The following is a 17,282-nucleotide window of genomic DNA, read 5'->3' on the forward strand; positions in this document are numbered from 1 at the left end:
TTAGCCCTTCGCGATCCTTCGGCAATGCGCTAGCGCCGCCTCGACCAGATTGTCGCTCGCTTCCGGCGTGCGGAAGGCGGAATGCGCCGACAGCGTCACGTTGGAGAGTTTCGCCAGCGGATGATCGGCCGGCAGCGGCTCGACCTCGAACACGTCGAGCGCGGCGTGGCGCAGCTGCCCTGAACCCAGCGCCTCGATCATCGCGGCCTCATCGACCAGCGCGCCGCGGGCGGTGTTGACCAGCACGGCGTCGCGCCGCATCCGCGCGATGCGTTCGCGCGACAGAAAGCCCCGCGTCTCGTCGGTGAGCAGAAGATGCAGCGACACCACGTGGCTCTCGCTGAGCAGCTGGTCGAGCCCGACGAAGCTGACATTTGGTGCGCTCTTCGGCGTCCTGTTCCAGGCCAGCACCCGCATGCCGGAGCCGCTCGCGATCCGCGCCACCTCCGCGCCGATGCCGCCATAGCCGATCAGGCCGAGCGTCTTGCCGGTGAGCTGCATGCCATCCTCGCGCAGCCACTGGCCGGCGCGCATCTTGCGGTCCATCAGCGCGACGTTGCGCGCCGCCGCCCACATCAGGGCGATCGCCGCCTCCGCCACTGCGATGTCGCCGTAGCCCTTGATGATGTGGACCTCGATGCCGAGCTCGGCGAGCTCCTCCGGATTCATGTAGCTGCGGGCGCCGGTGCCGAGAAACACCACGTGCTTGAGGCCGGCGCAGCGCCTCGCGACGTCGGTCGGCAGATAGGTGTGGTCGATGATGGCGATGGCGGCGCCGGACAGCACCTCCGGTAGGGCCTCGGGTGCGACGTCGGCGTCGCGGTGGATCCTCAAGCGCGGATCGTCGTTGCGGTGCAGCCGTTCGAAGACGGCGGCGAGGGAGTCATTGGCATCGACAAAGACGGACAGCACGGTGGAACTCCAGGACCGGAACGGGCAGGGCGAAGATGATGCGGGGCGGAAGGCGCTTTACGAGTCCCTTTCGCGCGAAATGCTCACCATGGTCTCACCCTTGGTCCATGAGCAGCGAATGTCGAGCCGCCGGTAGCGCGTTGCGACACTGTAGCCGCGGATGAGGCCGATGCGCTTGATGCAGCGCGCGGCGCCGTTGCGGGCGTCGTCGAGCGGAATGGTGAAGACCTGGGCGGCGGCGCGGCCGACGAAATCGTAGAAGGCGGGTGCCGGCTTGCGGACATCGGTGACCGCAAACACCTCGTTGGTGATGTTGCGGCTCGTGCAGCCGAGCGCGGCGCGGGTCACCGCCGGGTGCTTGAGCTCGATTTGGTTGACCGCCTCCTTGCCGATGGTGAGACCATCGATCTGGGCCTTGAGCTGCTGGGCGAGTTCGTCGCAGCGATCGGCGCGCGCCGCCGAGGTCGCGGCCAGCAGCGGAAAAATGAGGCAAAGTGTGGCGGCGAGCTGTATGGCGAAGCCGGAGAACGATGATTTGATCATGAAACACCCCTGGGGAGCGGTATTTGTAGCCGGCCGGCAGCCCGGCGCAAGGGCGGGCGGGACGGTGCTTTCGCTGGGGCCTCCGTCGTTTTGAGCGCTTCAAAAGAGGGACGAAACCGCCTAGAAAGGCCGCCGTCTTTCGACCGTTCCCGTCCTGAGGTCTGTTGTCCGATGAATGCTCCCACCAAGACGCCTGAGCTGCCGCCCTATCGCCACACTCCGCTGTTTCCGCTGGGCAAGGACGAAACGCCCTATCGCAAGATCACATCGGAGGGCGTGCGGGTCGAGACCGTGCTTGGCAAGGAGATGCTGGTGGTGTCGCGCGAGGCGCTGAAAGCGCTGTCGGAGGCCGCCTTCATCGACATCAACCACTACCTGCGCCCCGGCCATCTGCGGCAGCTCCGCGCCATCCTCGACGACAAGGAGGCGAGCGATAACGACAAGTTCGTCGCCTTCGACTTCCTCAAGAACGCCAATATCGCCGCCGGCGGCGTACTGCCGATGTGCCAGGACACCGGCACCGCCATCATCATGGGCAAGAAGGGCGCCCGGGTGATCACCGACGGCGAGGACGAGGCGGCGCTGGCCGAAGGCGCCCGTGACGCCTATCTCAAGCGCAACCTGCGCTATTCGCAGGTCGCGCCGTTGTCGATGTTCGAGGAGAAGAACACCCAGAACAACATGCCGGCGCAGTGCGAGATCTACGCCGAAGGCGATGACGCCTATAAGTTCATGTTCATGGCCAAGGGCGGCGGCTCGGCCAACAAGAGCTTTCTGTTCCAGGCGACACCCTCGATCCTGACCCATGACCGCATGCTCGCCTTCCTCAAGGAGAAGGTGCTCACGCTCGGCACCGCGGCATGCCCGCCCTACCATCTCGCCATCGTCATCGGCGGCACCTCGGCCGAGCTCACCATGAAGACGGTCAAGCTCGCCTCGGCGCGCTATCTCGACGCGCTGCCGACGCAGGGCTCGGCGGATGGTCATGCCTTCCGCGACCTGGCCATGGAGCAGGAAATCCTGAAGATGACGCAGTCGCTGGGCGTCGGCGCCCAGTTCGGCGGCAAGTACTTCTGCCACGACGTGCGCGTCATCCGCCTGCCGCGCCACGGCGCCTCGCTGCCCATCGGCCTCGGCGTGTCCTGTTCGGCCGACCGTCAGGTGCTGGGCAAGATCACGCGCGAGGGCGTCTACCTCGAGGAGCTCGAGCACAATCCGTCGCAATATTTGCCCGACATCTCCGGTGAGCTCGGTGGTGAGGTGATCAAGATCGACCTCAACAGGCCGATGACGGAGGTTCTCGCCGAGTTGTCGAAGCATCCGGTCAAGACGCGCCTGTCGCTCACCGGCACCATGATCGTGGCCCGCGACGCCGCCCACGCCAAGCTGCGCGAGCGCCTCGACAAGGGCGAGGGCCTGCCGGACTATTTCAAGAACCACCCGGTCTATTACGCCGGTCCGGCCAAGACCCCGGAGGGCTACGCCTCCGGCGCCTTCGGCCCGACCACGGCGGGCCGCATGGATTCCTTCGTCGACCAGTTCCAGGCGGCGGGCGGCTCCATGGTGATGGTGGCCAAGGGCAATCGCGCGCCGGCGGTGCGCGACGCCTGCAAGAAGCACGGCGGCTTCTATCTCGGCTCGATCGGCGGCGCGGCGGCGAACCTCGCCGAGCACTGCATCAAGAAGGTCGAGGTGGTGGAATATCCCGAACTCGGCATGGAAGCGATCTGGCGCATCGAGGTGGTCGATTTCCCCGCCTTCATCATCATCGACGACAAGGGCAACGATTTCTTCAAGGAGCTCAATCTCGGTTGAGTCCGTCGGAGCCTTGCTGGATATGAAAACGGCCGGGAGCGATCCCGGCCGTTTGGCTACGGGGGGGGGGGCGTGATGCGGGGCATGGTGTGACGGTCCATCTCGGTCTTGACGGCTATCGCCATGGCTGGGTGGTCGTGCGCCTTCTCGGCGGGCGCCGCGAGATCGATTTCATGCCCGGCGCCGCCGCGGCGCTGGCCGGGCCCTTCGACCGCGCGGCGATCGATATCCCGATCGGATTGCCGGACCATGGCGAGCGCGCCTGCGATGTCGCGGCGCGCGCATTGCTCAGGCCCCATTCCAGTCGGGTTTTCACCGGCGCGCGCCGTGGGCTGTGGGCGCATGGCACGCAAGCCGAGGCGAATAGCGCGCTCAAGGCGCGCGGCGAGGCCATGGTCTCGATCCAGCTGTGGAATATCGGACCCAAGATCTGCGAGGTCGACGCCTTCATCACACCCGACCTGCAGGCCCGCATCATCGAAACCCATCCCGAACTGGTGTTTCGCCGGCTTCATGGCGGCGCGCCGCTGCCCAGCAAGAAGACGGCCGAGGGCATCGCGTTGCGGCGCGTGCTGCTGCGCGCTGCAGGCTTCGCCGAGCTCGATGACTGGCTCTCGACCGCGCGGCGCGGCAGCGGCGCGAAGATCGACGATGTGCTCGATGCCTGTGCCGCGGCTCTGGCGGCGCGGGATGCGTGCGATGTGCTACCGCAGGGCGACGTGCCGCGCGATGCCCGCGGGCTGGCGATGCAGATCTGGTACTGAGCGCTCGGCGATCACGCCGCGACGATCGGGCCTATTCTTGGCGGCGCCGATCAAGAAACAGGCCCAGCCGCGCACCGCACCGTATCGGACGGGTGGCGTCGCAGACGCTCCACGTTGTCGATCGGCTCAAATCCGCGCCGCGGCGCGCGAGGCCGGAGTCTCTCACGCTGCGCCAACCCACCATTTCGGTGATCTCACCGGGTTGCTCAGCGAGCTCGCCGCGGTGGGCTTCCAGCGCTTCAGAGCGGCGCTCGCGGCCGAGGCGCCGCCGGAGGCCTCGGTCGTCGCGCGGCTCGATGCGATGGGCCGCGCCTATGTGACGTTCGCCCGCAGCCATCCCGGACTGTTCACGTTGGTGTTCCGCAGCGAGCGCCTCGATCCCGCCCGGCCGGCCTTGCACGAGGCGATGGATGCCGCCGGCGCGGCGCTAGTCGCAGCGGTCAGTGCGCGACGCCAGGAGGTCATCACCCGTGAGGCCCCGACATTGGAGCAGGTCGCGGCGGTGGTCCGGACCTGGTCGAAGGTGCACGGCTTCGCGGTGCTGCTGCTCGACGGCCGGCTGCGCGAGTTCCTGTCGCGGTTGCCCCATGGCCCGGACGAAATGGCGCTGCTTTCGGCGGTGCTCAAGCCTGATTCCCCGGCATCGGGCTGAGGCGAAGGAGAGGCGAAACGGCGGCCTGCGCAGGCAGCCTGTGGACGGCGGGGGGCAACGGCGGCGCCGATCGTTGCATTATGCGGAATCGGCATGGGAATCAGTGCCCGCGGTCGGTATAGAGGACGGACACAGCGCGCTCCGATCCGGAGCCCCGCGCGATCATGTCATTCCAAGCCGCCGGTTCAGTCAGCCCCGTCCCATGCCTGCCATTTCCAGCCGCAAACCCTATCGCATTGGCCGTTCCCGCACCGGGCTCGGTCTGTTCGCCACAAAGCCGATCAAGAAGGGCGACACGATCATCGAATATTTCGGGCCGCTGCTCGATTCCCGCAACGAGAAGCACGACGCGATCGAGAACAAATATCTGTTCGCGCTCAACGGGCGCTGGACCATCGATGGCTCCACTCGGCGCAATGTCGCGCGCTACATCAACCATGCCTGCCGGCCAAACGCTGAATCCGATGTGCAGCCGCGCAATCGCAAGGTGTTCATCGTCGCCATCAAGAACATCCAGCCGGGCGAGGAGATCAAATACGATTACGGCAAAGAGTACTTCGACGAGTACTTAAAGCCGATCGGCTGCAAGTGCGACCACTGCGAGAAAAAGCGCAAGCTTGCCCGCGCCGAGGCGCGCGCGGCAAAGGCCGGCACCGGCAATCGGGCGGCAGGGCGCGCCACGACCAAGGCCACAACCAAGGCCAAGAGCAAAGCCAGGACGAAAGCCAAGTCCGGGACAAAGGCCAGTGCCGCAGCCAGGTCCCGTGGCACGGGCAAGCGCGGCAGCAAGGCGCCGCGCTGAGGTCCGGCCAGCGGCCCCTGACCGGACCATAGCAGCAGGTTGGTCAACGCCCTACCTCCGAGGTAATGGATGGGCTTCGGGGGCCGTGGTAGCCATCAGGGCATGTCGATGACCTCGCTCGCCCGCTCATCCGCCGCCTCGCAGTCGATCGGGGCTTACCTGCGCTCCTGGCGTCAGCGCCGGCGCATGAGCCAGCTCGATCTCGCCCTCGAGGCGGAGATCTCGGCCCGTCACCTCAGCTTCATGGAAACCGGTCGCTCGTCGCCGTCCCGTGACATGGTGCTGCGCCTTGCCGAGCGGCTCGACGTGCCGCTGCGCGAGCGCAACGTCATGCTGGTCGCGGCGGGCTACGCGCCGGCCTTTCCGCAACGCCCGCTGGACGATCCGGCGATGACCGCCGCGCGCCGTGCGGTGGACCGGGTGCTCGCCGCCCACGAACCCAGTCCGGCGCTCGCGATCGACCGGCACTGGAATCTCGTTGCCGCCAATCGCATGGTGGCGCCGCTGCTCGACGGTGTGCCGCAACGCCTGCTCGGCCAGCCATTCAACGTGCTGCGCCTGAGTTTCCATCCCGAGGGGCTGGCGCCGCGCACGGTCAATCTTGGCGAATGGTGCGCCCACCTGCTGGAGCGGCTGGCGCGGCAATGCGAAGCTACCGCCGATCCCGATTTGGTCGCACTCTACGACGAACTCAAGGCGATGCCGGTCCCGGCGGCGCCGCGCCGGCCCGATGCCGATTTCGTCGCCGTTCCGTTTCAGTTGCGCTACGGCGACGGCATCCTGAGCTTCCTGTCCACCACCATGGTGTTCGGCACCCCGGTGGACATCACGTTATCGGAGCTCGCGATCGAAACCTTCTTCCCCGCGGATGAAACCACCGCGGCCCGGCTGCGCGCGCTCGCGGTTTCGTGAGGCGGTTACTTCCTCGTGCCTTGCGCCGGCCATTGCGCCGTGCCTCACTTGCGGGGGATACGAGCCGCCGAAGGAGCTGCATGATGACCAAGCCGGTGCCGATCAAGGTTGATGTCGTTTCCGACGTGGTCTGCCCCTGGTGCTATATCGGCAAGCGCCGGCTGGAGCGCGCGATCGCGCTGGTACCCGAACTCGACGTCTCGGTGCGTTGGCATCCGTTCTTCCTCAATCCCTGGGTGCCGCGCGAGGGCATCAGCCGCGACGACTATCTCACCTCCAAGTTCGGCTCGGTCGACGCCTATCAGCGGATCGCCCAGCGGGTGGTCGACGAAGCGGCCGGTGAGGGGCTGGTCTACCGGCCCGAAAGCGTGCGGCGCCAGCCCAACACCATCGACTGCCATCGCCTGATCCTGTGGGCCGACGCCATCGGCCGCGCCGCGGCGTTGAAGCAGCGCCTGATGGATCTCTATTTCCGCGACGGCGGCGACCTCACCGACCGCGACGTGCTGGTGCGGGCGGCAGCGGAATGCGGTCTCGACGCCGAGGAGACCCGGCGGCGGCTCGGCAGCGATGAGGATGTCGCGCTGGTGTCGCAGGCGGCGCAGCAAGCCGCGGACGCCGGCGTCTCCGGGGTGCCGACCTTCGTGCTGGCCGATCGCTATGCCCTGTCCGGCGCCCAGCCGGCCGAGCAGCTTGCGCGTGCCCTGCGCCAGGTTGCGGCGGAAGCCGCCCAGGCGGGGTGAATCGTCGAAAGCCCGACAGCTCCACCGTTGTACGGCGTGAGCCCTGAGTCACGGTGAGCATCGAGGGAAGGGCGGCCGATGCGCCGTCCGTCCGCTCGTCCCTGGATGAGGCTCAGGATCAAGGGCGCCGCAGCCGCGTCAGCGTGGCGCGCGCCGCCTGGCGGGCGCGATGCCGCAACCGCAGCGCCGCCGAGGTGAACGGCACGGCGAAGCCGCGGCGTTCGAGCGGCAGCAGCACATCGCCGAGCATGAGCCGGGCCCGCCAGATCGGCTCGATCATGGTATGGCCCGGGGCGGCGGTGGAATCCGCCAGTGCGATCTGCCGATCGGCGCAGAAGTGGCGGGTGAGATGAAGCGCGAGCTGCACGCCCGGCGATTGCTGGGCGAAGCGCTCATCGATGCCGAGCTTGAACCAGAAGGCGCGATCGCGGTGCCGCAGGACGATGCCGGCGGCGACCGGGGCTCCACCAGCCGACAGCGTCGCGATCTCGCAACCACGCTGGCTGGCAAGCGCGACAGCGGCCGTCCGCAGGAAGGCGGCGTCGCCGGCGCGCATGGCGATCGCGGTGCCGCGCCGGCCTTTCCAGCCGCTGGCTTCCAGTTGCAGGAAAGTTTCGAGCGCCACGGCGACCTCTCGCGGCGTCTGGGCGACGGCGAAGGCGACTTCGCCGTGATCGGCGAGCCTGTTCGCCTGACGGCGGAGCTCCTTGAGCTTGCGCGCTCCGAGCGCCGCGCGCAGCGCCGCGTCGGCGTCCTGCGTGGCGTCGAGCGCGGCGCGGGCATAGCTTCGCAGGATCGATGGCGCGAGGTGGTCTTCGGCGAGCGCCGCACGCAGGGCGGCGAGGGCCTTGCCCTCGAGCGGTACGTCGCGCAGCACGAGGCAGCCTGCACGTGCTGCGCGGCCCGCAGCGATCAGCGCTCTGGCTGCGGCGACCGGGTCCTGAGCGTCGAGCAAAGGCGTGCCGAGCACGCCGTACGGATCGGCACTGACCAGCGCCGGCAGGGGCAGGCCGAAGGCCCGCCGGGCTGGCACCGCCGGCAGCAGCGCGATCAGGTTCTCTTGAGGGGACCTGCCGGCGAGGGCGAGCGCTTCGCCGCGCCCCTCGGCCTGCGCATTCACCGCGCGCTCCCAGTCCGGCAGATAGTAGCCGTTGGGCTCGGCCGCAGCTGCGGCGAGCGCGGTCCATTCGCCGAGATCGACGGTTGCGAGCGGCGCGGGCTCCATCGATGCCGCCGCGCCGCCTCGATCGGCGCGCCGGGCCGGCGGTTCGGCATATAGATTTGTGGCGGCGTCGGTCACGTCGCTGATCCCTCGCGCGCAGAGCCGGCCGGGCTCTTTGCTCGGAGGTCGGTCTGCGCTGTCCGGGGGAGAAGCTAGCGCGCCAGCTGCCAATATCGCGTTGGCGCATTGATTTAAATCGCCGGCGTAACGTTCAGGATCTCTTCACCATAATGGCGACGAGGAACCCGGCGTCCAGCGGCCGCGAGCGGGGACGGCCCGGCGCCTCAGCGCATCTTGCCCCAGGGATCGTTGTTCTTCTTGGCCGGATCCGGAATGCGCTCGAGCGCGTCGCGATAGGCCTTCTCGTCCTGCTTCGCCTTGCGGGCGGCGGCACGCTCCTCGGCCTCTGTGGGCGGCTTCGGCCCATCGCCACCTTTGACCATGGCTGCCTGGGCGGTCGCGACCAGTCCCGGCAGCAGCAAGGCGAGGGTCGCGGTCACGGACAGGAATTTCTTCATCGCGAATGTCTCCGGCGGGACGAGGTGGGCTTGGCGCGGACGCTTGCTCCAGCGGCCATTTTAGCCCCCGAGGGCGGCGTCGGCAAAGCGGCTCGGAGACCGCCGCGACAATTTTGCCGTCCCGGTTTTCACAGCCCCGGGGGATGGGCTAATTTGCCGGCTATTAGGGCGGCGTTAGGATGGGAGATCTTGCCGTGAAGACAATCAGGATGGCCGCCACAATGGCTGCCTTCGTACTGGCGCTGGCCGTCGGGCGAGTGTCGCCCGCGCTGGCCCAGAGCCTCGGGACCAACATCATTCCCGACAAGCCGGCCAAGACGCCCGAGGAAATCGAGCGCGAGCAGACGATCGAGCGGCAATACAAGGAGGGACTGAGGTCGATTCCCGACAAGAAGGGCAGCAACGATCCATGGGGCTCGGTGCGCAGCGCGGATCCCGGCCCGGCTACGAAAACGGCCAGACCGGCGAAGCCGGCCAAATCCGCGGCGGCCAGGACGCCGCCCGGCGCCAAGGCTCAGCAATAGGCGGCTCAGCAATAGGCGGCGCGCCATCATCGGCGGCTCGGCTCGGCCGATCCGCATGGTGAAGGATCGCGACTAGTGTCCTGTCTCCGAATTACCGCTACGTTTGCCTCGCACTCGCACGGTTATTCGGAGACATAGGGACACTAGCAAAATCAAAGTGCTAGTATGGCTTATGTCTCGCAATTGCCTACGAGAGGGTTGCCGCGAAGGCGGTAGGCAATTGCGAGACGCCACACTAGTCGCGCCGGCGCGAGGGCACCCGCTTGCGCTGGAGCTGCGGCGTCATTTGCGCCAGCAGTCCGATCAGCGCCGAGCCGAGGCCGAGCACCAGGGCGATCAGGACGAAGGTCAGGTCGGGGGCGGTGAGGTTCGTCAGCATGTGGGTAAACTAGGCAAGCAATGTGCCAATAATGGGTCTCGGCGCTGCGCCCGTCGCGTTGCCCCGACGGATTCGCGAAACAACCGCGCGATGCTGCCGCCGTTCCGCCTTCAGACCCGATTTCGCGACGTTTGAGCGGTTTCGAGCGAAGTCCTCTCTCCTCATCGGAGCGGAAAAAACCTAGTCCGCGAGCAGATCGGCGTGCTCGCCGGACACGCGGGCGGCCACATTGGCCATGAGGTGCCATTGAATGGCGAGCTCCTCCCATTCCTTGCGCAAGGCAGGGTCCATGGCCGAGCGGGCATTCTGCTCGCAGGCCAGGGCACGGGCGCGGCACATGCGGACGACATCAAACATCGTATCAGTTTGTACCCGCTGGATCGGGAAGAGTTGATCGGCGTCAAAGTCGCCGCGGCGCGCCACGGGGGAGCCCATGCCGATGTCCGGTTGCTGGCGGGCATATGAAGCGAGGACCATACGGCGCCTCAGGGCGGAATATTTTCGCCCGTCGGCGCCGCGGTCGTCGCTGAGAATTGCAATGCCCCAGCAACAGGTTCCGTCCGGCAAAGGGCGGTGAAGGTTCAGGCCGGGTTCTGCCGTCGCCATCACGAAGTCGTGAGTTCTGCCATTCGGATGGACCGGATGTGAAAGGCCGCCTCGAAGGCGGCCTTTCATTCAAACTGCAGGACTTACCTGAATTTGCGCCCGGGGGCGTAACCCGAGGCGCCGGGGTGGCCGTAGACGGGGCCATAAAGCTTCTTCATCCGGCCCGGCGCATAGCCGGAGGCGCCGCGATATCCCGCGACCGGACCGTTGGCGCGGAAAGACTGTCCCGGCGCGAATCCCGACGCGCCAAATCCGCCGCCGACACCGCCACGTGCATAAACTGGCGAAGAAGCTGCGACCAGGAGGGCCGCCGCCATGGCAACCGACAAAAGCTTCGTCATCTCTGTAACCTTCCAGGTTTTCCCGATTGGTCTGGCCGAGACTAACAAAAGGCCGGCCGATTTGTTCGGATTGGGACGGCGGGAAGGCGCGATTGAGGAGGCCGGGGGAGGCGGATTGGTAGTCGCCAATGCGCCGGCCAGCAACACTCGCCGGGTACAGGACGAGGCCAGTATTGGCGAGTGAAAGGAACATATTGCGAACAGAGAACAAAGCTGGTACAAAGGTCTTCGTCAGCAGCCGAACGCGATTCGGGCCCAGGAAGCAGGGGCACCGGAAAGGGGCGTCCAAGGACGTCATTTTCCCCTCGCCGAATCCCGGTCATCCCGGTCATAAGGAGCACCTAGCCGATGTCCCAGCCCGCTTTGCGTATCGTTGAAGGAACCTCCATGGACAAATCCAAGGCCTTGAGCGCCGCCCTGTCCCAGATCGAACGTCAGTTCGGCAAGGGCTCGGTGATGAAGCTCGGCAAGAACGACAAGTCCATGGACATCGAGACAATCTCCTCGGGTTCGCTCGGGCTTGATATCGCCCTCGGCGTCGGCGGCTTGCCCAAGGGCCGCGTCATCGAGATCTACGGGCCGGAGTCGTCCGGCAAGACCACGCTGGCGCTGCATTGCGTCGCCGAGGCCCAGAAGAAGGGCGGCATCTGCGCCTTCATCGACGCCGAACATGCGCTCGATCCGGTCTATGCCCGCAAGCTCGGCGTCAATGTCGACGAACTTTTGATCTCCCAGCCGGACCATGGCGAGCAGGCGCTGGAAATCGCCGATACGCTGGTGCGCTCCGGCGCCATCGACGTGCTGATCGTCGATTCGGTCGCGGCGCTGGTGCCGCGCGCCGAGCTGGAAGGCGAGATGGGCGATGCGCTGCCCGGCCTGCAGGCGCGCTTGATGAGTCAGGCGCTGCGCAAGCTCACCGCCTCGATCAACAAGTCCCACACCATGGTGATCTTCATCAACCAGATCCGGATGAAGATCGGCGTGATGTACGGCTCGCCGGAAACCACCACCGGCGGCAACGCGCTGAAGTTCTACGCCTCGGTGCGCCTCGACATCCGCCGCATCGGCGCCATCAAGGAGCGCGACGAGGTCGTCGGCAACCAGACCCGCGTCAAGGTGGTCAAGAACAAGCTGGCGCCGCCGTTCAAGCAGGTCGAGTTCGACATCATGTATGGCGAGGGCGTCTCCAAGATGGGCGAGATCCTCGACCTCGGCGTCAAGGCCGGCATCGTCGAGAAATCCGGCGCATGGTTCTCCCACGACAGCCAGCGCCTCGGTCAGGGCCGCGAGAATGCCAAGGCCTTCCTCAAGGCCAATCCGGATCTCACCGCCAAGATCGAGGCGGCGATCCGGCAGAATTCCGGCCTGATCGCCGAACAGATCCTCGCCGGCTCGCCGGAGCGCGATGCCGACGGCGAGGAGCCGGCGGAGGACTGATCAGAGGAAGACTGATCAGCGGCATGCTGAACATCGGCATGTGACGGCGCCATCGTGTGTGTGTTGGGACGCCGTCACGCCCCATCGTTGATCAATCAGACCGAGAATACGAAATCGGGAATACGGAGCTCGCGTTGCTGACGACGCGGGCTTCATGAGAGCGGGTGCCGACGGCATTGAGTTGCCGATGTCGTCGGCGCCCGTCATCGCGTGGATGCATCGCAGCATGGATGCATCGATCTGCGGCCTCGCCGAAAATATCCGCAGGCACGCGGCTCGGAAAATCGGTGTCCACTTTTCCGGATCATGCGCCGGCGGCGCCGACATGCGCCGCCAGGGGGCACCGAGCCCTCTTACTCAGCCGCCTCCGCATAATCTTCCACCGGCGGGCACGAGCAGACGAGATTGCGGTCGCCATAGACATTGTCGACCCGGCCGACCGGCGACCAGTATTTGTCCTGGCGCTGCGAGCCCGCCGGGAAGCAGCCTTCGCTGCGCGAATAGGGCCGGTTCCAGGCATCCTCGGCGATGTCGTGAACCGTGTGCGGCGCGTGGCGCAGCGGCGAATTCTCGATCTTGAAGCGTCCGGCCTCGACCTCGGCGATCTCGCGTCGGATCGCGATCATGGCCTCGCAGAAGCGATCGAGCTCGGCCTTGGATTCCGATTCGGTCGGCTCGATCATCAGCGTCCCCGGCACCGGGAAGCTCATGGTCGGAGCATGGAAGCCGTAGTCGATCAGCCGCTTGGCGATGTCGTCCACGGTGACGCCGCAACTCGTCTTCAAGGGCCGCGGATCGACGATGCATTCGTGGGCGACCCGGCCGCGGTGGTTGCGGTAGAGCACCGGGAAATAGGGATCGAGCCGCCTGGCGATGTAGTTGGCGTTGAGGATCGCCATCGCCGTCGCCCGCGCCAGGCCTTCGCCGCCCATCATCAGGATGTAGGCGTAGGAGATCACCAGGATCGAGGCGGAGCCGAACGGCGCCGCCGCCACCGGCCCCACCGGCGAGGTGCCGTCGTCGAGCACCGGATGGCCGGGCAGGAACGGCGCGAGATGGGCCTTGACGCCGATCGGGCCCACACCCGGGCCGCCGCCGCCATGGGGAATGGCGAAGGTCTTGTGCAGGTTGAGGTGGCTGACATCGGCGCCGTATTCGCCGGGCCGCGCCAGCCCGACCTGGGCATTGAGGTTGGCGCCGTCGAGATAGACCTGGCCGCCATGGCCGTGGACGATGTCGCAGATCTCGCGGATATGCTCCTCGAACACGCCGTGGGTCGAGGGATAGGTGATCATGACTGCCGCGAGTCGCGCGGCGTGGCCGGCCGCCTTGACGCGCAGGTCGTCGACATCGACGTTGCCGCCAGCATCGCACCCCACCACCACGACCTCCATGCCCGCCATGCTCGCCGACGCCGGATTGGTGCCATGGGCGGAGGCGGGGATGAGGCAGATCTTGCGCTGGGGCTCGCCGCGCGAGGCATGATAGGCGCGGATCGCCAGCAGCCCGGCATATTCGCCCTGGGCGCCCGAGTTGGGCTGCAGCGAGACCGCATCATAGCCGGTCGCCTGCGCCAGCCATCGCTCCAGCGTCGTCATCATGGTGCGATAGCCGCCCGCCTGCTCGGCCGGGGCGAACGGGTGCAGGGCGGCGAAGCCGGGCCAGGTCACCGGGATCATCTCGGTGGTGGCGTTGAGCTTCATGGTGCAGGAGCCGAGCGGGATCATGGCCCGGTCGAGGGCAAGGTCGCGGTCGGCGAGCTTGCGCATGTAGCGCAGCAGTTCGGTTTCCGAACGGTGGGCATGGAACACCGGGTGGCTGAGATAGGCCGAACCGCGCGTCAGATCGAGCGGCAGTCCGGTGCGGGCATGCGCCGCGACGCCGTCATAGGCGAGGGCGCCGCCGAAAATGCGCCAGACCTTCTCGACGATCTGGGGCGTCGTGATCTCGTCGAGCGCGATCGAAACGGTTTCGGCCTCGATGCGCAGATTGATGCGCTCGGCCTCCGCGCGGGCGCGGAAGGCGTCGTCGGCCCGCAGCTTGATCGTGACGGTGTCGAAGAAGGTCTCGCCCTCCGGCGTGAAGCCGAGCTGCCGCAGTCCGGCGGCGAGCACGCCGGTGTGGCGATGGATGCGACGGGCGATCGCCGCCAGGCCCTCGGGGCCGTGATAGACCGCATACATCGAGGCGATCACCGCCAGCAGCACCTGGGCGGTGCAGATGTTCGAGGTCGCCTTCTCGCGGCGGATATGCTGCTCCCGGGTCTGCAGCGCCAGGCGATAGGCCGGCGCGCCGCGCGAATCGATCGAGAGGCCGACGAGGCGGCCGGGCATCGCCCGCTTGAGGGCATCGCGCACCGCCATGTAGGCGGCATGCGGTCCGCCATAGCCCATCGGCACGCCGAAGCGCTGGGTCGAGCCCACGGCGATGTCGGCGCCGAGTTCGCCGGGCGGCGTGATCAGCGTCAGCGCCAGCGGGTCGGCGCAGAGGATCGCGAGCGCGCCCTTGGCCTTGGCGGCAGCAATCGCCGGCCGCAGGTCACGCACGGCGCCGTGGCTCGCCGGATACTGCATCAGAGCGCCGAAGACCTCGTTGCCGTCGAGATCGCTCAGCGGATCGCCACAGACGATCTCCCAGCCGAGCGGCGCGGCGCGCTGCTTGAGCACGGCCAGCGTCTGTGGATGCACTTCCGAGTCGACGAAGAAGCGGTTGCTCCTGGCGGACGCCGCGCGATGCGCCAGCGCCATTGCCTCGGCCGCGGCGGTCGCCTCGTCGAGCAGCGAGGCATTGGCAACGTCGAGCGCGGTCAAGTCGCAGATCATGGTCTGGAAGTTGAACAGCGCTTCAAGACGGCCCTGGCTGATCTCCGGCTGATACGGCGTATAGGCGGTGTACCAGGCCGGATTCTCCAGGATGTTGCGCTGGATCACCGTCGGCATCAGCGTGCCGGAATAGCCTTGGCCGATCAGCGAGGTGAAGATCTCGTTCTGCGCCGCGAGCGAGGCGAGATGCTCCAGCGTCTCCTCTTCCGTCATCGGCCGCTCGTCCTTGAGCGGCGCACCGAGCTTGAGCGGCGCCTTCTGGCGGATCGACGTCGGCAGGGTCTCGGCGATCAGCGCCTCGAGGCTCTTGGCACCGACGGTCTCCAGCATCTTGGCAGTGTCGGCGGCGGACGGGCCGATATGGCGGCGGGCGAAATCCGCGGCGAGGTCGGTCGGCTGATGCGCGGTCATGACGGGCTCCTCGAAATCGGAATAAATGTCTCTGTGTCGTCATGGCCGGGCTTGTCCCGGCCATCCACGTCTTGCTCTTGGCGGCTCGGCCAAGTCGTGGATGTCCGGCACCGGTCTTCGCCTTCGGCTTCGACCCGGCCCAATGGCTGGGCGCGCCGAAGCTTCTTAGCGAAGGCGGGCAAGGCCGGGCATGACGACTGCAACTGGTGCCGCGCCGCGGTCACCCTCATTCCGTGTGGGCCTTGTAGGCGGCCTCGTCCATCAGGCCGTCGAGTTCGCTCCTGTCGGCGATCTTCATCTTGAAGAACCAGGCGCGGCCGGCCGGATCGGAATTGACCAGCGAGGGATCGTCGGTGAGTGCGGCGTTGGTCTCGACCACTTCGCCGGACAGCGGCGCATAGACGTCGGAGGCGGCCTTGACCGATTCGACCACGGCGGCGGCCTCGGCCTTCTTGAGCTGGCGGCCGATCTTGGGCAGCTCGACAAAGACGACGTCGCCCAGCTGGTTCTGGGCGTAGTCGGTGATGCCGACGGTGGCGACGTCGCCGTCGATGGTCAGCCATTCGTGGTCGGCGGTGAACCTGGTGGTCATGGGTGGGATCCTCAGCGCTTGTAGGTGTTCTGGATGAAGGGCATCGGCGCGACCGTCATGGCGAGCCGCTGGCCGCGGACTTCGGCGAAGATCAGCGTGCCGTCGCTCGCGTGGGTCGATGGCAGGTAGCCCATGGCGACGGGCCGCTGCAGGCTGGGCGAGAAGCCGCCCGAGGTGACGCGGCCAATCGCCTCGGCGGCGTCGGCTGAGGCATAGAGCGGAGCGCCTTCGCGCACCGGCGCGCGGCCCTCAGCCAGCAGACCGACGCGGCGACGCGCGGCTCCGCTCTCGAGCTGTCTGACGATGACATCGGCGCCCGGGAAACCACCGGCGCGCGCCCCGCCGCTGCGCCGCGCCTTCTGGATCGACCAGGCGAGCGCGGCTTCGACAGGCGTCGTGGTGAGGTCGATGTCGTGGCCATACAGGCACAGGCCGGCCTCGAGCCGCAGGCTGTCGCGGGCGCCGAGTCCGATCGGCAGCACATCGGCATTGGCCAGCAGCTTTTCCGCCACGCCCGCCGCCTGTGGCGCCGGCACCGAGATCTCAAAGCCGTCCTCGCCGGTATAGCCCGAGCGCGAGACGATGCAGGCCACACCATCGAGATCGAGCATGGCGACTTCCATGAAGCGCATCGCGGCGGCCGCAGGCGCAAGGCCCGAGAGAGCGCCGGCGGATTTCGGTCCCTGCAACGCCAGAAGCGCGCGGTCCTCCAGCCGTTCGATGATGCAGGCCGCGCCGAGCTCAGATTCGAGATGCGCGGCGTCGGCGGCCTTGCAGGCGGCATTGACGACGAGGAAGAGGTGGTCGCCGCGGTTCGTCACCATCAGGTCGTCGCGGATGCCGCCGTCGTCGCTGGTGAACTGGGCATAGCGCTGGCGGCCTTCGCCGAGGCCGACGATATCCTGGGGAACGAGGCGCTCCAGCGCGGCCGCCGCATCCGCGAGCCGGCCCGATTTCGCCCGCAGCCGGATCTGGCCCATGTGCGACACATCGAACAGGCCGGCGGCGGCGCGGGTGTGGAGATGCTCCTTGAGCACGCCCGTGGGGTATTGCACCGGCAGTTCGTAGCCGGCGAAGGGCACCATCCTGCCGCCGCGGGCGAGATGCAGCGCATAGAGCGGCGTGCGGAGAGGGGCGGGGGTGTCGAGAGCCGGGGTGGACAGCATCGGGTCGCTCCTGACGGCGTGCGGGGCCCATTCCCCACTCGTCCGTCGAAGCCCCATCTGTCGCTGTGCCTGAGAGTATTATCCCGTCGGCGGCTGCGGCCCTCGTTCGAGGTCCGCAAGC

At 67.2% G+C, this 17,282-nt stretch carries 19 protein-coding genes; 9 read left to right on the forward strand and 10 right to left on the reverse strand.

Annotated features, from left to right (window positions below):
- Together DB459_RS18060 and DB459_RS18065 are read right to left on the reverse strand one after the other, a co-directional pair.
- Positions 1 to 912, reverse strand: coding sequence for an NAD(P)-dependent oxidoreductase (locus DB459_RS18060; protein ID WP_253706649.1), 912 nt, complete (start codon positions 910 to 912; stop codon positions 1 to 3).
- A 57-nt stretch (positions 913 to 969) separates the two neighbouring features.
- A complete protein-coding gene (locus DB459_RS18065) occupies positions 970 to 1,455 on the reverse strand; it encodes a hypothetical protein (RefSeq protein ID WP_253706650.1) in 486 nt (161 codons plus the stop codon).
- Positions 1,456 to 1,626: 171 nt separating this feature from the next.
- Here DB459_RS18065 and DB459_RS18070 point away from each other — a divergent pair, with 171 nt between their 5' ends.
- The 6 genes from DB459_RS18070 (at position 1,627) to DB459_RS18095 (ending at position 7,143) form a co-directional block, all read left to right on the forward strand.
- Positions 1,627 to 3,270, forward strand: coding sequence for a fumarate hydratase (locus DB459_RS18070; RefSeq protein WP_253706651.1), 1,644 nt, complete (start codon positions 1,627 to 1,629; stop codon positions 3,268 to 3,270).
- Positions 3,271 to 3,359: 89 nt separating this feature from the next.
- The gene (locus DB459_RS18075) at positions 3,360 to 4,034 is read left to right on the forward strand and encodes a DUF429 domain-containing protein (RefSeq protein ID WP_253706652.1); all 675 of its coding nucleotides are present in this window, start codon (positions 3,360 to 3,362) and stop codon (positions 4,032 to 4,034) included.
- A 202-nt stretch (positions 4,035 to 4,236) separates the two neighbouring features.
- Complete coding sequence (locus DB459_RS18080) at positions 4,237 to 4,686, forward strand: TetR-like C-terminal domain-containing protein (RefSeq protein WP_253706653.1); 450 nt, start codon at positions 4,237 to 4,239, stop codon at positions 4,684 to 4,686.
- Between the two features lie 202 nt (positions 4,687 to 4,888).
- Entirely contained in the window at positions 4,889 to 5,488 is a 600-nt protein-coding gene (locus DB459_RS18085; protein ID WP_253713619.1) for an SET domain-containing protein, read from the forward strand.
- A gap of 102 nt (positions 5,489 to 5,590) precedes the next feature.
- The gene (locus tag DB459_RS18090; RefSeq protein ID WP_371926772.1) at positions 5,591 to 6,400 is read left to right on the forward strand and encodes a helix-turn-helix domain-containing protein; all 810 of its coding nucleotides are present in this window, start codon (positions 5,591 to 5,593) and stop codon (positions 6,398 to 6,400) included.
- Positions 6,401 to 6,480: 80 nt separating this feature from the next.
- Entirely contained in the window at positions 6,481 to 7,143 is a 663-nt protein-coding gene (locus DB459_RS18095) for a DsbA family oxidoreductase (RefSeq protein ID WP_253706655.1), read from the forward strand.
- 118 nt (positions 7,144 to 7,261) lie between these two features.
- On the opposite strand, the gene DB459_RS18100 is transcribed toward DB459_RS18095, so the two are convergent.
- Positions 7,262 to 8,443 (reverse strand): GNAT family N-acetyltransferase, encoded by a 1,182-nt coding sequence (locus DB459_RS18100; RefSeq protein ID WP_253706656.1) that lies wholly within the window; start codon positions 8,441 to 8,443, stop codon positions 7,262 to 7,264.
- Positions 8,444 to 8,649: 206 nt separating this feature from the next.
- Positions 8,650 to 8,883 carry a hypothetical protein gene (locus DB459_RS18105; RefSeq protein ID WP_253706657.1) on the reverse strand — a complete coding sequence of 78 codons (234 nt, stop codon included), beginning with the start codon at positions 8,881 to 8,883 and terminating at the stop codon, positions 8,650 to 8,652.
- A gap of 194 nt (positions 8,884 to 9,077) precedes the next feature.
- On the opposite strand from DB459_RS18105, the gene DB459_RS18110 reads away from it, so the two are divergent.
- The gene (locus tag DB459_RS18110; RefSeq protein ID WP_253706658.1) at positions 9,078 to 9,407 is read left to right on the forward strand and encodes a hypothetical protein; all 330 of its coding nucleotides are present in this window, start codon (positions 9,078 to 9,080) and stop codon (positions 9,405 to 9,407) included.
- Positions 9,408 to 9,642: 235 nt separating this feature from the next.
- Here DB459_RS18110 and DB459_RS18115 read toward each other — a convergent pair whose 3' ends face one another.
- The 3 genes from DB459_RS18115 to DB459_RS18125 form a co-directional block, all read right to left on the reverse strand.
- Complete coding sequence (locus DB459_RS18115; protein WP_253706659.1) at positions 9,643 to 9,786, reverse strand: hypothetical protein; 144 nt, start codon at positions 9,784 to 9,786, stop codon at positions 9,643 to 9,645.
- A 180-nt stretch (positions 9,787 to 9,966) separates the two neighbouring features.
- Positions 9,967 to 10,392 (reverse strand): hypothetical protein, encoded by a 426-nt coding sequence (locus tag DB459_RS18120; RefSeq protein WP_253706660.1) that lies wholly within the window; start codon positions 10,390 to 10,392, stop codon positions 9,967 to 9,969.
- 83 nt (positions 10,393 to 10,475) lie between these two features.
- Positions 10,476 to 10,709 (reverse strand): hypothetical protein, encoded by a 234-nt coding sequence (locus tag DB459_RS18125; RefSeq protein WP_253706661.1) that lies wholly within the window; start codon positions 10,707 to 10,709, stop codon positions 10,476 to 10,478.
- Here DB459_RS18125 and DB459_RS18130 point away from each other — a divergent pair.
- Together DB459_RS18130 and recA are read left to right on the forward strand one after the other, a co-directional pair.
- Positions 10,708 to 10,917 (forward strand): hypothetical protein, encoded by a 210-nt coding sequence (locus DB459_RS18130; RefSeq protein ID WP_253706662.1) that lies wholly within the window; start codon positions 10,708 to 10,710, stop codon positions 10,915 to 10,917. The two genes, DB459_RS18125 and DB459_RS18130, sit on opposite strands and share 2 nt — an antisense overlap.
- Before the next feature lie 164 nt (positions 10,918 to 11,081).
- Positions 11,082 to 12,170, forward strand: coding sequence for a recombinase RecA (recA, locus tag DB459_RS18135; protein ID WP_253706663.1), 1,089 nt, complete (start codon positions 11,082 to 11,084; stop codon positions 12,168 to 12,170).
- Between the two features lie 353 nt (positions 12,171 to 12,523).
- Here recA and gcvP read toward each other — a convergent pair whose 3' ends face one another.
- The 3 genes from gcvP to gcvT all read right to left on the reverse strand — a co-directional run bounded on the left by gcvP (position 12,524) and on the right by gcvT (position 17,161).
- The gene (gcvP, locus tag DB459_RS18140; protein ID WP_253706664.1) at positions 12,524 to 15,403 is read right to left on the reverse strand and encodes an aminomethyl-transferring glycine dehydrogenase; all 2,880 of its coding nucleotides are present in this window, start codon (positions 15,401 to 15,403) and stop codon (positions 12,524 to 12,526) included.
- A 226-nt stretch (positions 15,404 to 15,629) separates the two neighbouring features.
- Complete coding sequence (gene gcvH, locus DB459_RS18145; protein ID WP_253706665.1) at positions 15,630 to 15,995, reverse strand: glycine cleavage system protein GcvH; 366 nt, start codon at positions 15,993 to 15,995, stop codon at positions 15,630 to 15,632.
- 11 nt (positions 15,996 to 16,006) lie between these two features.
- Complete coding sequence (gcvT, locus tag DB459_RS18150) at positions 16,007 to 17,161, reverse strand: glycine cleavage system aminomethyltransferase GcvT (RefSeq protein WP_253706666.1); 1,155 nt, start codon at positions 17,159 to 17,161, stop codon at positions 16,007 to 16,009.
- Positions 17,162 to 17,282: the final 121 nt, after the last annotated feature.

Origin of the sequence: Bradyrhizobium sp. WD16, from assembly GCF_024181725.1 — a bacterium.
Classification (GTDB): Bacteria; Pseudomonadota; Alphaproteobacteria; order Rhizobiales; family Xanthobacteraceae; genus Bradyrhizobium_A.

Coding starts and splice junctions, on each gene's coding strand:
- gcvT (WP_253706666.1), bottom strand. CDS start 17,161: ATGCTGTCCACCCCGGCTCTCGACACCCCCGCCCCTCTCCGCACGCCG.
- DB459_RS18085 (WP_253713619.1), top strand. CDS start 4,889: ATGCCTGCCATTTCCAGCCGCAAACCCTATCGCATTGGCCGTTCCCGC.
- recA (WP_253706663.1), top strand. CDS start 11,082: ATGTCCCAGCCCGCTTTGCGTATCGTTGAAGGAACCTCCATGGACAAA.
- gcvH (WP_253706665.1), bottom strand. CDS start 15,995: ATGACCACCAGGTTCACCGCCGACCACGAATGGCTGACCATCGACGGC.
- DB459_RS18115 (WP_253706659.1), bottom strand. CDS start 9,786: ATGCTGACGAACCTCACCGCCCCCGACCTGACCTTCGTCCTGATCGCC.
- DB459_RS18090 (WP_371926772.1), top strand. CDS start 5,591: ATGTCGATGACCTCGCTCGCCCGCTCATCCGCCGCCTCGCAGTCGATC.
- DB459_RS18125 (WP_253706661.1), bottom strand. CDS start 10,709: ATGGCGGCGGCCCTCCTGGTCGCAGCTTCTTCGCCAGTTTATGCACGT.
- DB459_RS18105 (WP_253706657.1), bottom strand. CDS start 8,883: ATGAAGAAATTCCTGTCCGTGACCGCGACCCTCGCCTTGCTGCTGCCG.
- DB459_RS18070 (WP_253706651.1), top strand. CDS start 1,627: ATGAATGCTCCCACCAAGACGCCTGAGCTGCCGCCCTATCGCCACACT.
- gcvP (WP_253706664.1), bottom strand. CDS start 15,403: ATGACCGCGCATCAGCCGACCGACCTCGCCGCGGATTTCGCCCGCCGC.
- DB459_RS18095 (WP_253706655.1), top strand. CDS start 6,481: ATGATGACCAAGCCGGTGCCGATCAAGGTTGATGTCGTTTCCGACGTG.
- DB459_RS18120 (WP_253706660.1), bottom strand. CDS start 10,392: ATGGCGACGGCAGAACCCGGCCTGAACCTTCACCGCCCTTTGCCGGAC.
- DB459_RS18065 (WP_253706650.1), bottom strand. CDS start 1,455: ATGATCAAATCATCGTTCTCCGGCTTCGCCATACAGCTCGCCGCCACA.
- DB459_RS18130 (WP_253706662.1), top strand. CDS start 10,708: ATGGCAACCGACAAAAGCTTCGTCATCTCTGTAACCTTCCAGGTTTTC.